Origin of the sequence: Bacteroides sp. BFG-606, assembly GCF_024788145.1 — a bacterium.
Taxonomy (GTDB): domain Bacteria; phylum Bacteroidota; class Bacteroidia; order Bacteroidales; family Bacteroidaceae; genus Bacteroides; species Bacteroides vicugnae.
Window position 1 is genome coordinate 1,188,814 of the sequence record NZ_JANUIL010000001.1, and the last position, 23,490, is coordinate 1,212,303.

Annotated in this window: 11 protein-coding genes; 3 read left to right on the forward strand and 8 right to left on the reverse strand. The window is 39.2% G+C overall.

Features of this window, described 5'->3' with window-relative positions:
- Window positions 1-121: 121 nt before the first annotated feature.
- From NXV01_RS04375 to NXV01_RS04390, 4 genes are all read right to left on the reverse strand, one after another.
- Window positions 122-4,180 (reverse strand): hybrid sensor histidine kinase/response regulator transcription factor, encoded by a 4,059-nt coding sequence (locus NXV01_RS04375; protein ID WP_234131789.1) that lies wholly within the window; start codon window positions 4,178-4,180, stop codon window positions 122-124.
- 93 nt (window positions 4,181-4,273) lie between these two features.
- Complete coding sequence (locus NXV01_RS04380) at window positions 4,274-7,036, reverse strand: GH92 family glycosyl hydrolase (RefSeq protein ID WP_259021790.1); 2,763 nt, start codon at window positions 7,034-7,036, stop codon at window positions 4,274-4,276.
- An 81-nt stretch (window positions 7,037-7,117) separates the two neighbouring features.
- Window positions 7,118-8,779, reverse strand: coding sequence for a RagB/SusD family nutrient uptake outer membrane protein (locus NXV01_RS04385; RefSeq protein ID WP_195648700.1), 1,662 nt, complete (start codon window positions 8,777-8,779; stop codon window positions 7,118-7,120).
- Window positions 8,780-8,800: 21 nt separating this feature from the next.
- Window positions 8,801-11,800 (reverse strand): TonB-dependent receptor, encoded by a 3,000-nt coding sequence (locus NXV01_RS04390; protein WP_195648699.1) that lies wholly within the window; start codon window positions 11,798-11,800, stop codon window positions 8,801-8,803.
- A 301-nt stretch (window positions 11,801-12,101) separates the two neighbouring features.
- On the opposite strand from NXV01_RS04390, the gene NXV01_RS04395 reads away from it, so the two are divergent.
- Window positions 12,102-14,501: a glycosyl hydrolase family 95 catalytic domain-containing protein gene (locus NXV01_RS04395; protein WP_234131786.1), complete on the forward strand. Its 2,400-nt coding sequence runs from the start codon at window positions 12,102-12,104 to the stop codon at window positions 14,499-14,501.
- 8 nt (window positions 14,502-14,509) lie between these two features.
- On the forward strand, window positions 14,510-16,192 hold the full coding sequence (locus NXV01_RS04400) for a right-handed parallel beta-helix repeat-containing protein (RefSeq protein WP_234131785.1): 1,683 nt from the start codon (window positions 14,510-14,512) through the stop codon (window positions 16,190-16,192).
- 51 nt (window positions 16,193-16,243) lie between these two features.
- Here the strand turns inward: NXV01_RS04400 and NXV01_RS04405 are convergent, their stop codons facing one another.
- Both NXV01_RS04405 and nadA read right to left on the reverse strand, forming a co-directional pair.
- Window positions 16,244-18,565 (reverse strand): GH92 family glycosyl hydrolase, encoded by a 2,322-nt coding sequence (locus NXV01_RS04405; RefSeq protein WP_195648696.1) that lies wholly within the window; start codon window positions 18,563-18,565, stop codon window positions 16,244-16,246.
- Window positions 18,566-18,837: 272 nt separating this feature from the next.
- Window positions 18,838-19,776 (reverse strand): quinolinate synthase NadA, encoded by a 939-nt coding sequence (gene nadA / locus NXV01_RS04410; protein WP_259021791.1) that lies wholly within the window; start codon window positions 19,774-19,776, stop codon window positions 18,838-18,840.
- Between the two features lie 501 nt (window positions 19,777-20,277).
- On the opposite strand from nadA, the gene NXV01_RS04415 reads away from it, so the two are divergent.
- Window positions 20,278-20,805, forward strand: a complete 528-nt coding sequence (locus NXV01_RS04415; protein ID WP_115483856.1) for an RNA methyltransferase — start codon at window positions 20,278-20,280, stop codon at window positions 20,803-20,805.
- Window positions 20,806-21,247: 442 nt separating this feature from the next.
- On the opposite strand, the gene NXV01_RS04420 is transcribed toward NXV01_RS04415, so the two are convergent.
- Together NXV01_RS04420 and NXV01_RS04425 are read right to left on the reverse strand one after the other, a co-directional pair.
- Window positions 21,248-22,636, reverse strand: a complete 1,389-nt coding sequence (locus NXV01_RS04420; RefSeq protein WP_259021792.1) for a putative Ig domain-containing protein — start codon at window positions 22,634-22,636, stop codon at window positions 21,248-21,250.
- A gap of 23 nt (window positions 22,637-22,659) precedes the next feature.
- The gene (locus NXV01_RS04425; RefSeq protein ID WP_259021793.1) at window positions 22,660-23,199 is read right to left on the reverse strand and encodes an NPCBM/NEW2 domain-containing protein; all 540 of its coding nucleotides are present in this window, start codon (window positions 23,197-23,199) and stop codon (window positions 22,660-22,662) included.
- Window positions 23,200-23,490 lie beyond the last annotated feature (291 nt).

Sequence of the window (23,490 nt, forward strand, 5' to 3'; positions counted from 1 at the left end):
AATAGAATAAAAGTGTTCCCCAAAGATAGGCATTGCCGGAAGTATGGCTTGGCGTAAACAAGTCAAAAAATGAAAGATTTACGGCAATATGCTTCACAATCTCTCTGAATCCGCAAATTTTCTATTTATCCGCATCATTTATAGTATCCGTATTCCTTATATCCTGTGGAATGATTGTTTGTTTTCCACTTTGATACTGTTTCTCGAAATCTTTCGGAGTCATACCAAACTGTTTCAAGAATAACTTGCTGAAATAAGACGGAGAATTAATGCCCACCATATAGCAGATATCTCCAATCCGGTATTTGCCTTCCTGAATATATTCCGCCGCTTTCTTCAGGCGAATCAGGCGAATGAAGTCGAGTGGGGAGAGATTAAATATCGTTTTGATTTTTCTCAACAAACTAGAGCGGCTCATACAGAGAATATCCGCCATTTTCTCTACTCCGAAATTATCATCGGTTATATTGTCTTCAATAATCCGGATCACCTTATTCATAAATTCCTCATCCGCTTTGTTCATCTGCATATTATCTACCGAGAAGAACGGACGTTTCGAGAATGCCTCTCTCTCCCGTCGACGGTTATTGAGTAATGATAATATCTGTTCTTTGAGATAACCGAACGAGAAAGGCTTCTCCACATAGGCTTCCGCCCCATACTTCAAGCCATTGATTTTACTGTCAATATCATTCTTGGCAGTCAGGAAGATAACAGGGATATGAGAAAGCTCAAGATCTGATTTGATTTCCTTACACAACTGATAGCCATTCATCACCGGCATCATAATATCACTAATGATCAAATCGACATGACTGCTTCTCAATATTTCGATTGCTTCCGCACCATTCTTCGCCGTCTCCACAGTGAAACACTCACATAACCTTTCAGAGATAAAGGCCAGCATACTTTCATTATCTTCTACCAACAACAGAGTGTATCCGTGCATATCTGTTTCAACAGAAGTTTCCTCATCCAACTCAACTATATCTTTTTGTACCGCTTTGCTATTCTCCAGACTGATACCTTCCTTATTTAAAGGAATGGTCAGAATAAAGACATTATCCTTTTCTCTTGTAGTATCCAAGGTAAGTGTCCCTTTGTGAAGAGATGCCAGCGAACGTGCTAATGAAAGTCCGATACCTACTCCGTTCTTAGGTGCTTCTTTCTTTTCCATTTGATAAAAAGGTTCAAAGATATATTGGCTCGCTTCTTCCGGAATCTTATTTCCGTCACTAATAACCCGAATCGTGAAATAAAGATCGTCTTTCTCCAGTTCCACTTGTATATGCTGCCAGGCATACTTCAATGCATTATTAAGCAAATTGCTCACAATCTTAGTTATTGCTTCTTTATCTACTGCCGCCCATATTTCCTCTTCAGTCAATTTCAGAACCAGTTCTTTGTTATTCAAATTGAAAGTTACTTCAAAACGAGCTACGATTCCTTTCAGAAGTGCCGTAATGTCAACACTTTCAAATTTCATGGAAAGCTTGTTGGCACCAATCTTCTGGAAATCGAGAAGTTGTCCTGTCAGTTCCAACAGCCGCTTCGTATTCTGTACTATTACATTAATATACTTCTTCTTTTTAGATTCCGGAAGATTCTCCTCCTGAATAGCCTCAAGCGGACCATTAATCAACGTCAGCGGAGTACGTACTTCATGAGCTATCTCCGTAAAGAAATCAACCTTCGATTCATACAATTCCTTTTCTTTCTCTATTTCAAAAAGTTTCTGACGTTCTTCCATCTGCCGCTCCTTACGATGCTTGTACCATAAAAACCAACAGAATACAAACAAGATAATAGCCAGTGCATAAACAATATAAGCCCATACGGACTGCCACCAAGGCGGCAAAATAACAATCGTCAACGAACGGGTTGAAGGATCGGATTTGCTCGCATGATGAGTTGCCTTTATTTGAAAAGTATATTTACCCGGAGGCAATTTAGCATACGATATATTCTTGTTGCTGGCAGCACGTATCCACTCTTTATCAAGCGGTACCATACGATAATAATATTGATTGGTCTCCGCAGTAGAATAACTAAGCATAGCTATATCAAAACTGATATTTGACTGATTATAAGGAAGTTCTATTTCATTGGTATGTACAATGCACTGTTTCAAAGGCGAATTCGGAGTATGCACAGTGATTTCCTTATTATAAATACTAAATTTGGAAATATAAACCGGAGGCAGCGATCCGCTTTCATCCTGAGTATTGGGATCAAAAGCAATCAGTCCGTCCACCCCTCCGAAATAAAACTTACCATCGCGTGCTTTAAGCGCCGAATTATAATTGAACTGGTTCCCTAATAATCCGTCTTTATTGGTGAATACGCTTACATCTCCACTTTCCGGATTAAAACGTACCAGTCCTTTATTAGTCCCAAACCATAAATTAGAATGTTCATCCTCCAGAATATCATAGCAGACATCGTCCGGCAATCCTTCATTAATTCCAAAAGAGGTAAAGTTATCCTGTACTTCATTATAGCGACAGATTCCGCCGCGATCAGTAGAGAACCATATATTGCCCTTACTGTCCTGCATAATGAAACTGACGGAATTGGAACTAAGCGTATTTTTCTTACCTGCCTCGTAGGCGTAGTTCTGATAGATCCCTGATTCGGGTCTGCATTTCCAGACTCCGTTTCCCATAGATGCCACCCAAATTGTACCATCTTTCGCCTCCATGATATTAAAGGCCCAGTTGTAACCGATAGCATCTACCCTGTGATACTCCTTTTCATTCGGTCCGGACATATAAAGTCCCCATCCGGTTCCTATCCATTTACGCCCTTTACTATCTATCATAAAGTCGTACACACTGCCTTCATCAATGCCTAACTCCCCTTCTGACAAACACCGGATCCGTTCATCAGGCAGACGGATTTCATTCATCCCCTGCTTGAATAATCCACAATAAATATGATTATTATAATGTCTTACACATAAAGTGATAAGATGCCCCGGTACATTATCATACACTTGATGTACTTCTCCGGTCTGAGGATTCAACACATTAATTCCGTTATCTTCAGTTCCAATCCAAATACATCCGTTATCATCTTCCGCTAATCCACGGATGCGTTTGGTATTCAAAGAATGTCCGTCGCTTCCGGGAACATATTTATCAAATACAAGACGATGTTTAGGCAGATAATTAACACCTCCAAACATTGTCCCAATCCAGATACCTCCTTTGGTATCTTTATAAATTGAATAGACAATGTTATCCGACAAACTGAACGAACGCATCAAATCTTCTTTAAGATGCAATGTACTGTTTTTCTTTTCGTTAATAATGAAAAGCCCATGATGAGAACCTACCCAAAGTTCATCTCCGAAACAGACCACATCACGTAAAAAAGTTTTCCGTTCTCCCGGAAAAGGAATAGTAGCCAGTTCACGAGACTGTGTATTATATTTTAATAATTCTCCTTCATGAATAGCAAGAATAGCGGTATCATCGTCCCGAAAACACATACTCATTATGTTCTTATTAGCCAATGAATGTCCGTTACGGTCTTCCAGATACTGTTCAAACGCATCTTTCTGCGGATTATATTTAAATAATCCTACTCCGGAAGTTCCTACCCATACTCCACCTTTTTTGTCAATGGCAATACATTCGGGACTTTCATTTTTAAAATTACTTTTTCCCGTGATAGGATAATGGCTGACTTTCTTCGTTCCTTCAAAACGAAATAGTCCCTGGTCAGGAATAAGCACCCATACATTACCGACAGAATCAGCAAGTATTTCCGCCACCCAATTATCAGGTGTGATTTTATCCGGTGACTCTGGATTCAGGCGGGTAAAAATATCCATTGTGGGATCATACACATAAATTCCCCGGTCGGTTCCCACCCAAAGTTTACGTTCCTTGTCTTCGTAAAGAGCACTGATATTATGATTTCCGATTCCTGCTTTCAGGTCGTCACAGTTAAGTTGAAGAATAGACGTACCATCATAACGATTTAATCCGTTCTTAGTGCCAAACCACATGAATCCATAGCTATCCTGCAAGATTGCCTTGACATTACTTGCCGACAAGCCATTTTCACCATTAATATGAGTAAAGTAAAATTGAGAATATGCCTGTGCTCTGACAAATGTTGCGGAAAGTATCAAACTACACACTACCGACAATATGAGTATAGATCTTTTCATAGTATGGATAATATTATTCGTTACATACGCAAAGATACACGAATTTTCTTATATCGAACGAACGTCATAATATTATATATAAAATGAAATATATCAATCAGCAATTCCCCATTTCTTATTCGGAACATTTCCCAACCATAATTCGAGTACCCCGCCTTGAGCAAAATCAATGTGCGGGATTTGATAAGAATCATATTCTTTGCCATTTAGACAGGTACGCTGTATATAACAATTCTCTGTCGAATTATTATAAGTTTTTATCCTGAACTCTTTACCTTTATAATAAACTGAATCCAATTTTATAATAACCTCGTCAAATACCGGGCTTGTTATATCGTAAGCCGGATCACGTTTTGCACCACCGTCCAAACTGAAAAGTCCGATTGCCATCAAGGTACTCACACCTCCCATCTGTCCTTGATCTTCATCGTGCCCGCCATATCCTTTATCCGGTGTTATTGCTCCATAGGCTTGTTCCTTCACACGACGTACCCAATATTGAGTCAACCAAGGCTTACCCGCATGAGTGAAAACATGTGCATTAGAACATCCCGGCTGATTGGCATAACTCACATATCCACCACCGTAACCATAAACAAAATCTGTTGATCTGGATTGCTCAAAAGCATTATTCAACATATAGCATAAACTATCGCTACCACCCATAAGCTCCGCCAATTTAGGTATATCATGAGATAACCCGAATGTAGCTTGCCAGGCATTAGCTTCCACATATCCCGCACCATTCAAAGGATCGGTATGCAGCCAGCTTCCATCTTTTCTTCTAGGTAGGATAAGATTTACTTGTTTATTAAAAGATTCCGTCCAACCTGTCGACCTTTTATGAAAATAGATATAATCTTTCCGTTTACCCATTTTAGCAGCCATTTCTGCTAAAGCCCAGTCTTCAAAGGCCCACTGAATCGTCAATCCCGCATTATCAGGGCAATATCCGTTTTGAATATAAAAATCAAGTTCGTTATCCATATCCAACGCCAGCATACCTCCCTTGGCATGGTTTCTTTTCATCGCTTCATAACCTGCCCTTGGCGACCACTTTTTGGTTATGCCCCTTTGATATGCACTAGTGATAAGTGATGTGGCAGGACACCCAGTCATAATATATGAATATCCTCCGGCACAAGGACCACGGGGCAATAAACCACCATTGACATCGTATTGTATCAAAGACGCTGCAAAATCATCCAATACGGAAGGATATGCAAGTCCCCACAAAGTATTCAGATTCCATTGGGTCAACCAAAATGCGTCTGAATTATACATGTGATGAATCGGCTTACCGCGACTGTCTTTCTTCAATTTCCCAACCGCCAGTTTTACATTTACCGTATGTGATCCTTGCCGTATTCCGCCTTTTGTATAATCCGGATATTCGCCATTATAATCATCCAGTTTATGACGTCCCAGCAAAGTGTGCCACAAGTCTGTATATAATTTGATTCTTTGAGCATTCGTCCCTCCTTTTACTTCGATTCTACCCAGCCATTGATTCCATTCATCTTGTGACTCCCGGCGAACTTGATTAAAATTCCAATGATCACAATCTTCTTTCAGATTCTCTTTCGCATTAGCAATACTTACATATGAAATTGCCATTTTAACATTTATCTGATCTCCCGCCCGGACTTCATATTTTGCACTGACTCCTGATGTGGGAGCATCATGATAACTCCATCCCGAACTTATCCGTGGCGTACTTTCTGTAGTTCCTTGAAACTCCTCAATATCAGAAAAATAGTCTTTATCAGCCCAACCGTCAAGAGAGTCAAAAGGCTTGTCAAAATGAGCTACAAAAAATATTCTCACAATATCCGGTCCGCCCCACAAACGTCCCTTTGTATCAAAATATCCGGTAATCTCATTATTGCCTGTTTTATACACTTTGGAATTAACCATAGTGGAAGTGCCAACATACCCTCCCAGATTAAACAATATATTTGCTGATGCATGTTCGGTATATGTCAACCTGTAAAAACTAACCCGGTCTGTTGCAGTTTGCTCCACCCACATATTATAATTCTCCAGATATAACCGGTGATAACCCGGTTGTACAATCTCTCCATCGTGTGTAAAGTGAGATTTCCAATGTTGTTCACCTAATGTCGGGTTCACATTTCCAGTGGTAGGCATGAGTGATAAACCGGACAACATCCAACAATGTATCTGGGGAAAACCGAGTATATCGGTAGAGTTATAATTATATCCCCCGCCATATTGATTTTTATTCCGGGTTAAAGGAGCAGCACCTATCATCCCGAATGGCTGACTCCCCGTGACAAAAAAGAAATATCTCCCTCTTGCCGACTCGATATAGGGATCTACCCACGACACATAATCAGAATAATCTTCAGGAGCCGGAAAAACCTCAATTTCTGATAAGCCGAGATTCACCCCATCTCCGTCAGTTACCTCAAAACGGATCCATTTTGTCTTTCTTGCAGAAAATTCAACTACTTTCGGGCTACCATTATTAGGTATTTGGCACACATTTATACAACTCCCATCACTAAAATGCAATATACCGCCTGCTATATGTGTTTTTTCATCGGGACGGTCATACAAAACAACCTTGTTAACACATACCGGATTATCCCAGTCTAATTGTATCCAGGGATAATCAATCTGCCCCCAAAACGTCATAGTGCTTTTAGAAGCCCATTCTCCTTTGTCCGGTACACGGATTATCCGGTCAGTAACATTAGATGCTTCATACGATTCATTTAATGTAGACGAGGCCGATACACGACTATCAGGCGCAATATTATATGGGGAAGCGGATACTAGGCTAAAAGACAATAAAGTAATTAAACTTGTTAACAGGCGGTATGGTTTCATCTGATTTCTATTAATTATTACATTAACAAATGTAGTATTCTCCAATGAGAAATATAGTGTTTCTCATTGGAGAATAAAAGTTTACCAACCCGTAGGTTGACTTATATTAGGATTAGAAGTATCTTCCTTCTGCGGAATCGGCCATGAATCAAACTTCGGGAATGTACAGCGACGTTCTTCAAGTTTAATAAACGATTGTGTGTCAGGATTCCATGCTCCATAAATAGGACCGTTCATTACATCATTTCCAATTCCCCAACGACGTATATCATCATAACGTTTGCCTTCGAAACAAAGTTCTACACGTCGTTCACGACGATATAATTCACGTACCTTTTCCTCTGAATTATAAACCGTTTGATCCATTTTTGGCATTCCACTACGAACACGAATAGCATCAATATATTCCTTTACTTTCGGATCATCCCAATCACCGGTTTCAACCAAACATTCAACATAATCCAATAATACTTCCGCATAACGGTAAATAACGAAATCAAGACTGCCTTGTCCATTGTTGCCACGATCATCTTCAGTCATAAATTTCTTCACCATATAACCGCTGCGAATACCATCGTTCCTGCCAATATAATCACCACAATCCGGATTGAAAGGACTAAATGTATAATTGGAGAGTCCTGTATTATCACCCGGTACAAAAACGCTGACATTCAAACGAGGATCTCTTGCTCCATGATACGGATCTTTTTCATAAGCCTCTCTTTCAGAAGTGGATAAAGACTGAATTGTTTGTCCATCTATCGTTTCATAAGTATCTATAAACGATTTCAATACATTCATTACTCCTTGTCCGCCAAAACTTCCCGACATACAACGGGAAAATATACCGCTCGAACCGCCTCCCTTATATAAAATGCGTTCTTTATTCTGTTTACCCACATATGTAAATAAGTCGCGGTAGTTCTTACCCGGATTATTGTCGGTAGCAGTAGAATAATACAACTCAAATTCTCCACTCTTTATCAATTCCCATGCAGCCGCTTTAGCTATATCATATCGTTTGAATTGGAGATTTACATCCATTTTCAAAGTCAGGGCAATAGAACGGGACATGCGGTCACGTCTTCCTTCATCCCAAATAAACGGGAGAGCTTCCGAATTGATTACTTCGTCCAACTCTGCATTAATTCTATCCAGACATTCATTAACCGGAGTGCGTGCCATATAAATCTCCGAAGGCAACAAAGCCTTGTCTACATACGGAATACCATCATTTCTACCATACCAGTTTAATAAACGAATATGATACCATGCCCGCCATACTTTCGCCTCCGCTTTCATACGGTCGCGTTCAGACTCATTCGTAAAATAGGCATTATCAATATTATCGAGCAATCGACAGCAATTGCGGATTTTACGGTAACATTGGTTCCAGGTGTAAAACTGATATTCCCATGGACCGGGATTATTATTGTCGGCCGGAGGCACTAAAGAACCATTTCCCAACTGCTGGATACGCACGTCAAAGTTTCCTGTAAAATAAACGTTGTCTGACGCTCCGTCCTGAAAAACCATACCTATCTCATCTCCACCCCAATCACCTCTCAACCACAACTTGCAAGTACCAAGTGCCGATTCACATTCCTGTTGTGTTTTCCAGAAATCATTATCTGTCGAAGCATTCGGTTTATCTCTCGTCAGAAAGTCTTCACAACTACTGAATAAGCCAATGAGTCCGGCCAGAAACAAACCTTTAAAAATTATTTTATTATATCGTTTCATAATATGTCTATATTTTAATGATTAGAAGTTCAAACTAAGACCTACAGAATAAGTTTTCACCAATGGATAAGAACCCATCTGACCGCGGTTTTCAGGATCAATCATGCTTTCTTTGGCAAAAGTAAACGGATTCTGGGCATTCAAATATACGCGGATGCTGGAAATACCTACTTTCTTCAGTGACATTTGGTCGAATGTGTATCCCACCTGAATGTATTTCACACGGCAGTAGCTTGCGTCAAAATGCCAGTAATCGGACGCATGATGATTATTACCGTAATCAGGAGACGGCGTCAGTCTCGGATAACGCGCGCCCGGATTCTCCGGCGTCCAATAATCTAATTGTGCTTTCATAGGCGTCAAACCGTCTCCTGTCAAGTTCAGCCCGTTAGAAAAAGGCGCACTATAATAGGCATCCACACCTGTCACTCCCTGGAATAGAACTTCAAAACTCCATTTCTTATAATTAAAAGAAAGGTTTGCAAAATAGTTCAGGTCAGGCTGGTCATTTCCACGTATTACGCGGTCGTCAGTAGTAATCTTATTATCAGGAGTACCGTCAGGACCGGAAACATCCAAATACTTGATGTCACCCGGTTGTTGTCCATCAAAAATAACTACTCCCTCTTTGGGTATCCATTTGCCTGAAGCATCTTTCGTAAAGTCACTTTCCTGCAATAAACCATCAGTAGGATAAACATAATAACTATTTAACGCATAACCTATTTGGTTGATTGTAGACCCGTTATCATAAGGTGCTCCAAACAAATCTATGATTTTATTTTTATTTTGAGACAGGCCACCATGAATACTGAAGCCAAAGTCTTTAAACTGTTTGTCGTAATTTGCACTAAATTCCCAACCTCTGTTACGTACTTTTCCAGAGTTAATAGCAGTTGCCCAAGTACCACCGATAGAAGAAATAGGAGGAGTAATAAGCATTCCTGAAGTCGTTTTTTCGTACCAGTCGAAAGTCAGGCTCAAATCTTTGAACAGGCGAATATCTGCACCGATATTCAGCATTTTCACCTTTTCCCAGGTAATTTCAGGGTTACCATATTCTTTTTCCTCCCCATTACCCATATCAATAAAAGTCTGATACTTATATAATCCGATATTTTCGTTTCCAAGTAAACCATAAGAAGCTCTCAACTTCAATTCATTGATTTCGTTCTTTAATGATTTCATGAATTTTTCTTCATGCACATTCCAACCTGCAGCAATAGAAGGAAATACTCCGAACTTTTCACCGTCTCCAAAACGTGAAGAACCGTCACGGCGCACAGTACCTTCAATAAGATAACGTCGATCATACGTATAGTTAGCTTTAGCAAACATGGAAATCATTGAATAACTGTCCCAACTGTTCTGATGAGTCAGCTCCTGATTGTAACCTCCTATGACAAACAGACGATGATCGCCTTTATCATACGTATATTCAGCAGTACCACCCAGATAATAATAGGTATCATGATCTCTATAATCTGAAAAATCTGCTCCCCAAGTATTCAGTAAAGCATCTGTATCATAATCAAAGAAATTATATGCTTCCCGTTTGCTCTTACCTCCGCGACTACTGATACGATAAGAATACTGACCTTTCAGTACCAGATTTGGCAATACTTCCCAACGAGGAGAAATATTCACACTGATATTATCCTCATAATCTTCACGTATTCCCGCACGATCGATATAAGCTGCCGGATTAGTCATATTAGGTCTGTTGCCATAATAAGTAAAATCACTACCTGCCTTTTTCGGATAACGAGTTACGGTATTGGGCGGTGTCTTATACATCCATTCAAACAATGACTTATCAGCAGCGTCTGTTTTCGGTTGCTTCCGGTTGGTACGGTAAGCATTGAAGTCCATGTTTACAGACAGGTTATCCCGCAAACTGACAGTGGTATTGGCACGGATATTCAAACGGTCAGAACTTGTATGCTCTGTCAATCCCTCATTCTGCATATAGTTTACACTCAAAGCGAAACGTGCCAGACTACCACCACCCGAAACGGCCACTGAATGGTTTTGTACATATCCTGTGCCAAATAAGAAATCTGCCCAGTCTGTATCCGGATATTTATAAGGATCGGTACCGGCAATTGTATTTTTGATTAACTCGCCATCATACAACTCATCACCGCCAATATTCTTTTGGGCAATATTAGCCATAGTCATATATTCTGCCGCATTCACGAAATCAGGAAGATAAGTTGCTTTCTGAACACCAAAGTAACCGTCATACGATACATTAATCTTTCCTACCGTACCTCGTTTAGTTTTTACTACAATCACACCATTGGCTGCACGTGCACCATAAATAGCGGCTGCGGCAGCATCCTTTAAAATAGTAACGCTTTCAATTGTATTCGGATCCAGTTGGTTCATATCCATTGGAATACCGTCAACCAGAACCAACGGGTCATTATTGGTGTGTAATGAAGAGATACCGCGAATCTTGATAGAAGCTCCGTCTCCTCCCGGCATACCGGAGCTTTGAGTAACCGTCAGACCTGTGACACCTCCCTGCAAAGATTGCGAAATAGAAGTGATAGGCTTGGAATTCAGATTTTTTGCAATATCTAATGTAGATACGGAGGATATTGAATTTAGTTTCTTTTCTTCCGAAAAACCGGTAATTATCACTTCATCCAATGCTTCAGAATCTTCGGATAAGGAGACACTCAAGTTACTGATAGCACGGGATACTACAAATTCATAAGGTCGGAACCCAAGATAAGTGAACACAATAACATCTCCTTTTTGAGCTTTAATGGAGAAATATCCGTTCGTGTCACTTATAGTACCAATCGTAGTACCTTTAATAAGAACATTAACACCTGCAATAGGAAGAGGCTGTACCGAGTTTTCAAGTATTTGTCCCTGGATAGTCCAGTTTCGCTCCTTCGTGTCATTAGCAACAGCAGATGTTGGTTCCAAAGCTAAAGACTTTGTTGGAGTTCCCAACAATAAACAGGCAAATAATAAAGAGATTACCGCCTTCGAGCTTCTTTTCATGTAGTTTGAATTTATAGGTAAAACAAAATTGTATTTAATGAATCTCATGTTTTTTATTAGATCTAATATTTATCTTTAAACGCAATGCAAATATACCCGATATGTAGCAAGTAATTGAGTTATGAACGCTGCAAAAAATAGAATATTTGATTCAAATATCGTCCAGGCTTCTTGCAGGACGTATTCTTTCTATTTTATGAATCATTTGTATAGAGCAGATAAAATCACGATGGACTAATTTTGTCCTATAATAAAAAAACAACTCCTATTTATATATTAATCATTTAATTATATTTGAGCCATGAAAATTAAAACCATTAGTTTTTCTCTAGCCATTATGATGATATCCCTTTCCGGATGTACGAATCTGGAAGCAAAGGATAAAGTTGAACTATGGTACGAACAACCCGCAAAAGAATGGATGAGTTCTGTACCAATAGGCAACGGACGTATCGGAGCAATGGTATTCGGAGGTATCGAAGAAGAAACCATCGCATTGAATGAATCAAGCATGTGGTCAGGACAATATGACGAGAATCAGGAAATTCCTTTCGGAAAAGAAAGAATGAATGAATTAAGAAAACTCTTTTTCGAAGGAAAAATACAAGAAGGAAATCAAATTGCTGGAGAATTTCTACATGGTAATGGACATTCTTTTGGTACACACCTTCCTATCGGTGACTTGAAACTCACTTTCAGTTATCCGGAAAATACAGTCAGTAACTACCGTCGTTCTCTCGACTTAGGTACAGCTATCAGTACAACCAATTATACAATAGGTGACGTTAATTACGTGCGCGAATGTTTTGCAACCAATCCGGACGACGTTCTTGTATTACGAATGTCCGCCAGTAAGAAGAAAGCTATTAATGCAAAACTATCATTAAGTATGCTGCGGGAATCTGAAATTTCAACCGATGGTAATCAATTGATTTTTGAAGGAACAGTTAATTTTCCCAAGCAAGGTCCCGGTGGTGTCAGCTTTCAAGGCCGTATTGCAATATCCGCGCCTAATGGAACACTACAAGCTGAAGATTCTTCCATATCAGTGAATGATGCTGATATGCTGACTATTGTAATAGATGTACGCACGAATTATAAGAATGACGCTTATAAATCTCTTTGCAAAGAAACTGTTGTAAAAGCAGAAAAGAAGACTTATGAAAAACTGAAGAAAACTCATCTCAACGATTATGCTCCTCTGTTCGACCGTGTTTCCCTACAACTGGGAACAGGAGAATATGCCGGTCTGCCAACTGACAAAAGATGGGAACAAGTAAAAAAAGGCGGATATGATCCCGGCCTTGATGTATTGCTTTTCCAATACGGACGCTATTTATTACTAGCCTCATCGCGAGAAAATTCACCTCTTCCAGCCGCCCTGCAAGGTTTCTTTAATGATAATTTAGCATGTAACATGGGATGGACAAATGATTATCACCTGGACATCAATACACAACAAAACTACTGGATTGCAAACGTAGGCAACCTGGCAGAGTGCCATCTTCCCCTTTTCAAATATATCGAAGATTTATCTGTTCATGGAGCGAAAACTGCTCAAAAGATATATGGATGCAAAGGATGGACAGCTCACACCACAGCCAATATATGGGGATACACAGCTCCTTCAGGAAGCATCCTGTGGGGATTATTTCCCACAGCAAGCAGTTGGATTGCCTCGCATCTCTGGACTCAATACGAATACACACGTGACAAAGATTATCTAGCGAAAACCGCTTACCCTCTGTTAAAAGGAAATGCAGAATTCCTTCTCGATTATATGGTTGAAGATCCCAATACAGGTTATATGGTAACAGGACCAAGCATTTCACCGGAAAATTCTTTCCTTTACGAAGGTAATAATTTATGTGCATCAATGATGCCCACCTGTGACCGTGTATTAGCTTATGAAATATTCAATGCTTGTATTCAATCAGCTCAAATCCTGAACATTGATAAGGAGTTCAGTGATAGTTTACAACAAGCCATCAAGAAATTCCCTCCCATCCGTCTGCGTGCTAACGGAGGTGTACGAGAATGGTTGGAAGATTATGACGAAGCACACCCTAATCATCGCCATACTTCACATTTACTGGCTCTTTATCCTTACGAACAGATTACCCTTGATAAAACTCCCGAACTCGCCGCAGGTGCACGCAAAACAATCGAAGACCGCCTGGCTGCGGAAGGTTGGGAAGACACGGAATGGAGTCGCGCCAATATGATTTGTTTCTATGCCCGACTGAAAGATACCAAACAAGCTTATCAAAGTGTCCTTACTCTTGAGAGTATATTCACACGTGAGAACCTGTTGAGCATTTCTCCTGCCGGTATTGCAGGAGCACCCTATGATATTTTTATTCTTGACGGAAATACAGCCGGAGCGGCCGGAATAGCAGAGATGCTGGTACAAGGACACGAAGGATATATTGAATTCCTACCCTGTCTGCCCGAACAATGGAACGTAGGAAATTATAAAGGCCTGTGTGTGAAAGGAGGAGCGGAAGTTTCAGCAGCCTGGAATCAGTCGTTGATTAACGAAGCAACTTTAAAAGCTACTGCTGACAATACATTTACAGTAAAAGTTCCACAAGGGAAAAATTACACTATCACGCTGAATAATAAACGAATCAACCCAGTGATAAACAACGGACTGATTACCGTATCCATGAAAGCTAAAGATATATTGAAATTCAAATAAGTAAACTTATGTACAGAATCATTATTTTCTTCCTTTTCCAAGTAAGTGTATTCAGCATATTGTCGGCACAAGAAACTATTTATGTGAAAGCGCAACCCGGTGATGCAACTCCACGCCTACAAAATGCCATAGAACAAGCACGTCATTTGAAAGGGAAGAAAGTAGTGATTCAACTTGAACAAGGAAACTATGATCTATACCGCAACAGTAGTTCCAAGCAAGTTTATTTTATATCCAACACTGCCTCTAAAGAAGAAAATCCCGACCCTACCAAACACATTGGCCTTTGGATAAAGGATATGAAAAACTTAATTATTGATGGTGGTGGCGCACATCTGATTACACACGGAGAAATGACTTCTTTTGTTATAGACAAAAGTGAAAATATAACACTCCGCAATTTTACTTTGAAAGCTGCCGATCCTTCGGTTACGGAAATGAAAGTTATTGATACAACAGCTTATACGGCAACTTTCAGAATTCACCCCAAAGACCGGTATGAAATTGCAGATAAACAGATAAAATGGATAGGAACAGAATGGAGTTTTACCGGTGGCATTGCCCAAACTTTTAATCTACATACCAATATAACAAACCGTTGTAATCTGCCTACCGACCATGTCGTTTCTCTTACCGACATCGGAAATCATCAGATACACGCAACATACGACAAGAAAATAACTTTATATCCGGGAGAAATATTTCAGATGCGGGATGCCATCCGAGATGAAGCATGTGGATTTATTCATTTGAGCAAAAACATTATACTTGAACATTTGAACCTGCATTTTCTAGGAAACTTTGGAATTGTCGGCCAATATTCCGAAAATCTGACTTACAAATATTTAAACTGTGAACCGGAGTATGGCAGTGGTCGTACCTGTGCCAGTTTTGCTGACTTTGTTCAAATGTCCGGATGCAAAGGAAAAATCCGTATCATCAACTCTCGTTTTGAAGGAGCACAAGATGATCCGATCAATGTACACGGAACTCATCTGAAAGTTATTGCTTACGAACCGGGAAATAAAATAGTAGTTCGTTTCATGCATCCTCAATCTTACGGATTTGAAGCTTTCTTTCCTGGAGATGAAGTTGAATTTACAGAAATACATTCATTACAATGTCTGCATAAAGCATCAGTACTCAAAGTGGAGAGAGTAAACGACTACGATTGTAAACTTACACTGAATGGTTCCGTTCCTTCTATCCTACCACAACAGGAGGTAGTAATAGAAAATATCACTTGGACACCGGAAGTAGAAATCCGCAATAACTATTTTGCCCGGACACCGACAAGAGGAATACTTGTTACGACACGCCGGAAAGTTATAATCGAAAATAACGTATTTTATCGTACACCAATGAGTGCTATTGCTATCTCAAATGATGCTCGCAGTTGGTATGAGTCAGGCCCCGTACATGATCTTACCATCCGAAACAACCATTTCATAGAATGTGGAAGTCCGGTTATCAATATTGCTCCCGAAAATAACCGTCCGAACGGAACTGTTCATAAAGGGATCCGTATCGAAAATAATCGTTTTACACTGACACTGAAAGATAAACAGGCAATCTATGCCCGTTGGACAGATAATATCCGAATTTCAGGAAACTATTTTGATGGGATTTACCCTATCTCCACAAAAGAATCTGTTTTATTGGAACATTGTACAAATGTGGAGAATGAGTAAAATTACCATAGGATTCCAACCAGTAAAATAGTTCTGTGCTGTATTACCTTATTAATTGGATTGTCCGGATGATAGATTTCCTTTCAGTTGTTTATTAGGATATTTCCCCATTACAAATTCCAATACTCCTCCTTGAGTTATTTCCTGATGAGTAATCCATAAACGGTTTATTTTCTTGCCATTCAAAGTTATAGATTGTATATATACATTTTCTTCCGAATTATTCCGGGCTATGACGGTAAAACGTTTTCCTTTATAATAACGATTGTCTAATTCAATCGTAGCTTTATTAACAAGCGGTGATGTGAGTTCATATGTATTATTTCCGGGACAAATAGGATGCATCCCCATCGCCGCCAATATGTACCAAGCAGACATTTGTCCCACATCTTCATTTCCACAAAGTCCGTTAACTGTGTTATTATAAGCATTGCGGCATATCTTCCGTGTCCAATATTGAGTAAGCCAAGGTTGTGAAGTATAATTCAACAAGAAAGGTACATGATGATTAGGTTCATTAGGATGATTGTAATAGTCTCCCCATTTAAAATCATCATCCGCCCCATTGAAGAATTCGATTAATTCCTCTTCAAAATATTTCTTTCCCATTAATTGTATCATACCTTCAATATCCTGCGGAACGAACCATCCTTGCTGATAGTTATTACTTTCTATACAACCCTGCCAATGTACTTTTTTCCCTTTCCAAGGCAACCATTCTTCTTTTGACAGGCGTGCTCTGAACCACTTTACACTGTCACACCATACATTACGGTAAGCCTTTGATTTCTTCAAATAAATATCTGCTTCCTGAACACGATTTTGAGAACGAAGCAAAGTACCGACACACCAGTCGGAATAAGCATACTCTAACGTTTTAGATAAATCTCCGGAATCATATCCGTCTTCATTATTGCCAAATGTCCGTACGGTGTTGATAGCATACTGAATGGATTTATCTACCGGATAATTTTGTATTCCTTTCTGATAAGCATCAGTCAAAACAGATACAGCCGGATTGCCTACCATACAGCCGGAGTAAGCATTCAGAAACTCCCACCGGGGATAATACCCCTTTCCACTTTTCTCCGCTATCTGTATCAATGAATTAATTTCATCATTCACTAAATCCGGATTAATTATCGTTTGCAAAGGAAACTGGCTGCGAAACACATCCCAACCACTAAAAATAGTCCGGTATGTAAACGTAGAAGTCTGATAAACTTTATTGTCAGCTCCTATATACTTTCCGTCTATATCCGAAAAACAACGCGGATCAATCATCGTGTGATACAACGCAGTGTAAAAAGTAGTCTTATCAGATTCGTTTCCCTCTATTTTTATCTTAGATAATGCATCATTCCACATCTTCCGCGTGCACACAGAAACTTTGTTGAAATCCCAATCCGGTATATCATGTTCCAAATTCTTTTGTGCGCCTTCTATACTGACAAAAGATATACCGCATTTCATCAGAACCTGTTCATCTTTCCTGGTTGGAAATTGAGTATAAAATCCCAAATGTTTACCTTCCATCACTTTTGCCTGTGGATGAATAACAGCATTTCTGACATACTGATAATAATTCTCGTCATCATTCGATTCATTCTTGCGAGAAATACCTTCGGGAATGTCCGCACTCCAAATACCAAAATCCACTAAAGGACGGCTGAACAAACAATAGAAATAAATGGTATAATTTGCCTGGCCTGCACCATTTCCCCAGCCACCGTTTTCGGGTGTGCATTTCATCCATCCCCGAATTATATGATTATCAACAACTTCCACAAATTGTTCGGTAGAAGTCCCCCCTATACGACGTGCCAAGTCAATCTGGATACGCGATTCTTCATGTTCGGGATAAGTGAAGCGTATCATTCCCGAACGCGGTGCAGCAGTCAATTCCACCTTGATATCGTAGTCATCAAGTTTCACTTCATATTTATCAATATGTGCCGACTCCGTTTCATGAGAAAATCTGGAACGATAGCCTTCATCCGGATTTTCCTCTGTTCCTTTAAAAGTATGAAGTTTACCGGTAGTCGGCATGACCAGAAAATTGCCCAAATCGCCATACCAACCAATGCCACTCATGTGAGTAAAGCTAAATCCCTCAATAGTTGTATGATGATAAGAATATCCCGACCCATTATCTCCACCGGTTTTCGTATCCGGACTTAACTGTACCAAACCGAAAGGGGTACATACACCCGGAAAAGTTTTGCCTAACCCAAGATCTGTATTTCCTATGTTATCCAAAGTCGTCGCGCCAATCATTGGGTTCACATAATCAACTAGTTCATGAGCATTAGATAAAAAAATACGAATCGAGAATAATAGTACTAATACAAGTCGGTTTATTGTTTTCATCATTCTATATTTAAAAGGTTGTTATAGTTATTTCATCATCTACATTCATTGAAATATGAATAAAATCATCTTGCCCTATTATTTATGTTTTCCATATTACAATTATTAATAGCACAAAGATAGAGAAGAAGTGATGTCTACTAAAACACAAATACGCCTATTACTGATACAAATGCGTCATCATTATCTCTTTTACATAATAGTTTGCCAAAAATTAAGGCTGTTCCAAGCATCTTTGAAACAGCCTTAATTATAGATTATATATTCTCAATAGTTTATAATCCCAGTTCAGCCGAAATCTCCAACATCCGCTGAATCGGCTTCACTGCTTTCTTCGCTACTTCCGGATCTACCGTTATTTCCGGTGCTTCATTCTTCAAACACTCATAGAGCTTCTCTAACGTATTCAACCGCATGAAGCTACACTCGTTACATCCGCACGTACTATCGTTCGGAGGAGCAGGAATAAACGTTGTCTGCGGACACTTCTTTTGCATCTCATGCAAGATACCCGATTCGGTAGCCACAATATACGTGTTTTCCGGGTGGTTCACGGCATACTTCAACAAAGCAGCTGTAGATCCTACCACATCAGCCAGTTTCAAAACTGTGCTCTTACATTCGGGATGTGCCAGCACTAATGCTTCGGGATGCTGCGTCTTCAATTCCACAATCTTTTCAACAGAGAACTGTTCATGCACATGACAGGCACCGTCCCAAAGCAACATATTCCGGTTCGTAACTGAGTTGATATAATTCCCCAGATTCCTATCTGGGCCAAAGATTATTTTCTCATCTTTTGGGAAACTTTCCACGATCTGCTTCGCATTGGTGGAAGTCACCACCACATCAGTCACCGCTTTCACCGCAGCTGTTGTATTGACATAAGAAATAACGGTGTATCCCGGATACTCTTTGACAAACTGCGCAAACTGATCCGCCGGACAACTGTCCGCCAACGAACAACCTGCCGCCATGTCGGGCACCAGCACTTTCTTGTCCGGACAAAGCACTTTTGCCGTTTCCCCCATAAAGTGGACGCCACACATCACAATAATGTCCGCTTCCGTTTTGGCTGCCCATTGAGCCAATGCCAAACTGTCGCCAACATAATCAGCGATGTCTTGTATTTCCCCCTTCTGGTAGTAGTGTCCCAGAATGATTGCATTCTTTTCTTTCTTTAGCTCGTTAATAGCCTTTATGAGTTCATTCATAATAATATTCTTATTTCTTTCCTTTTAAAAAAAATCCTTTGTTAGTGATGATAGCCTGTTAATAATGTTAGCAAATAAATATGATTTTTCTTGCCAGATAAGTTATTAGTCCATACTTCTGTTTTATGAGTTGGTTATGAACTGATGTAAAGGACAAGATATTCTATCCTACTTACTTCATTATCAATGAAAGCATCGTTAAATACCATCAAATGGAAGTTTGCTATTAACTCCCTGTTGATAAAGTGCAAAGTTAAAAACTTTATGGATATAAACAGGCAGATAAGTGCTGAAAAATATGTTTATGTCTGTGTAGAAAGTTTTGGGTTAGTTTTTTGGAATGTTCATAACGAAGGCCTCTTATACCTTCTTTTGAATAATGCAAGAATTATTTTTCAAAATCTTTGCCGATAGTTTTGACAGGTTTTAAACCGTTATCAACACCTTGTTAACTGAAAAGAATTACCTTTGTGGACAAGAACATAATAAAAGAAAAGACGTATGCGTAAACTGAAAATAACAGAACTGAACCGTATCAGTGCCGAAGAGTTTAAACAAGTTGAAAAACTGCCTCTGGTAGTAGTGCTGGACGATATTCGTAGTTTGCACAATATAGGTTCTGTGTTCCGTACTTCGGATGCTTTCCGTATTGAATGTATCTATCTGTGTGGTATAACAGCTACCCCGCCACACCCTGAAATGCATAAGACTGCATTGGGTGCGGAGTTCACTGTTGATTGGAAGTATGTTAATAACGCTGTTGATGCTGTTGATAACCTCAAAAACAAAGGGTATATCGTTTATTCTGTAGAACAGGTGGAAGGAAGCATCATGCTTGATGAACTTCAGCTGGATAAAACCAAGAAGTACGCTATCGTAATGGGAAACGAAGTGAAAGGGGTACAGCAGGAGGTTATTAACCATTCGGATGGCTGTATAGAGATTCCTCAATATGGTACAAAACATTCGTTGAATGTTTCCGTAACTACCGGTATTGTAATCTGGGATTTATTCAAAAAGCTACGCTAGCAGCTTAAAACTCCATTGGTTAATAAAAGGTTGATAACTGGTGGATAATGTAGTTAATTTATTTATAATCAATAGATCTATAATTGTTCATAAGTGTAGAATCCAAGTGATGTAATGATGCTCTTTGCAGGATATATAGATGCTGTTTACAGAGGATATATATCCTGCGTATTGGACATATATGCGCTGCACATTGGATCTATAGTTCCTGCAAGTAGCATCTATAGCTCTTGTATATTGTTTATGTACGTCCTGTAAAAGCGGAATAAATATTGGTCAATCGAGTATAAGGAAGGTTATACCCCGACTTTACTAACTCCGGTTAATAAAGTCGGTTAATAAGTATTGAATGTGTAATTCAAATCTGTTTGTTCTTCACTATCAACACTAACACAACACGTTTTATTAGTTTGTCTTTACTTGCCAATTATATCAAGTTGTTTTATTTCACAGGTTCTATTTTTATGAAAAGTACACCATGTGAAGGTACGTCAGATTGGTATTTATTTATATAAACTCCTTTATCCTTTTGCTCCCAAAGATTACGCACTTTCTGTTTACCTTGAATATTCAGTTGATCCCAGAAAATAGATATGTCCTGTTTATTATCGGATAGATTGAATAATCCGACTGCTATGGAACCATCTTTTAATGGTTTACTCCATACTTCAATTTCTTTATTATTATCAGCATATACTCTGCTACCTTGTATACCGGCAATATCTTGGTTAATGGCTATTACTTCTCTGTTACTTAATAGATTCATTGTAAAATCATCCATCTGTTCCAGATCGCATCCTATCAGTAAAGGCGCCGCTAGAATACTCCATAAAGTGATATGGGTATATTGTTCATCAGGAGATAAATGTGTAGAATGTATATTTTTTCCCCAGCCAACCTTTCCTACAATGAGCATATCCGGGTCATTCCAACTGCCTGGTTTGGCAAATGGTTGCCACTTATCCTGAAGGAAACCTATGGTAGTCATACTACACCAGGAATCATAAATATCTCCTGTTGTCCGCCAGGCATTTGTTAGATTGCTCCAGTCTTCTGCCAGTTCAAATGGGGCAGCATTGGAGATGCTATATAGAATATCTCTTCCCGATTGGCGTAAAAGATATGATAGTTCTGCTGTATGGGCTATATCATTAGTTACCCAGTCGTACTTAATATAATCGAATCCCCATTCTGCCCATTGCTTTACGTCATTTTTAGCAAATGAAAATTCTCCATATCTGCGGCTTGAATTGACAACTTTACCATTACGTGTATCAGCACTGCTGCCAATGTATCCGGCAAAAGTTTGTACCCACGGAGAAGAATATATTCCTATTTTGAGACCTTTACTATGTACATAATCAACAAGACCTTTCATATCAGGAAATTTATCGTTCGGCATTATTGCATTGTATTTTCCTCCACGTACGCCTTGCCATCCATCATCGATATTTATATAAGCATATCCATAATTGACGAGTCCCAGTTCTACCATGCGGTCGGCCATCCTTCTTATTTTCTTGTCATCAATGTCTGCTCCGAAAATGTTCCAGCTATTCCAGCCCATAGGAGGAGTCAGACTTATCTTTTCCCCGATTTCAAGAGTTAAGTCTTTAGTAGTTTCTCCATATTGATTTTTAGCGGAGATATGAACAGTATAGGTTCCCGGATTTATCGCTTTTCCTGTAATAATGCCGGTATTGCTATCGATGGATAATCCTTCGGGTAAATTAGTTGCAGTTATATTTAGTGGTCTTTCTCCTGAAACAGGTACTGTAAACAGAAATGGATTTCCCGGGCGGGCACCATATATATAAGGAGCATTAATCATAGGCTGCCTTGCCACAGCAGGAGTTAGGATGTATTCCTGTTCACGTTCTTTTTTACCGAAACAGGATCGGCACCTTTCACTTCAAACCTGGCATTTACCCAGTTGGTACGATCTCCGGCTATTCCATCTCCTGCATGATTGACACGTAGGATTAGAGATTTTATACCCTTAGTAGAAATATCTATTTGTTTTGCTTTTTCTCCTGCATGCATGATTCCACTTCGCCAGATGATTTTACCATCTCCTAAAATTATAAATTCGGCACTGGCTTGTTTTAATTCGTGTTCGGGTGCCGAATCATCTATTCCTGCAGATGCCTTGAAGGAGATTGTTTTGCCGTCAAGTTTTATGCGGAATACGCTTGCGGCATGTGTACCTACACCCCGGTCAAATTTTTCTCCGGCAATAGAAAGTGGTGTTTTCCACATTGATTGATTGGCTATTGCTTTACCTGCAGATTGATCGACGTTAGAGAGATCTAATTCATCTAACCATACTATACGGGGAGCAGTTGTAAAGCTCGAAAGCAGTATGATTAATAATGTAGAGAAGTATTTTTTCATTGTATTTGAAATTAGTACAAAATAAATTCTTTACTGCAAAAGTATAGGATAGGATTGATGAAGTTGAATAAAAAAGAGAATAAAATGAGAACAAAATCCGGACAAAACGCAAATAAACCACTTTATGCTTGACAATTACTAGATTTTATTTGTATTTTCACAGCGGATTTTTATTTCTAAATAATTAGTTCGTGTTTAATTTTAATATAAATGATGGACGAATATAAGGATAAAAGGTACATAAAGGAAATAATAAAAGAATATAATATTTTATTAGAGTCGTGGGGTTCT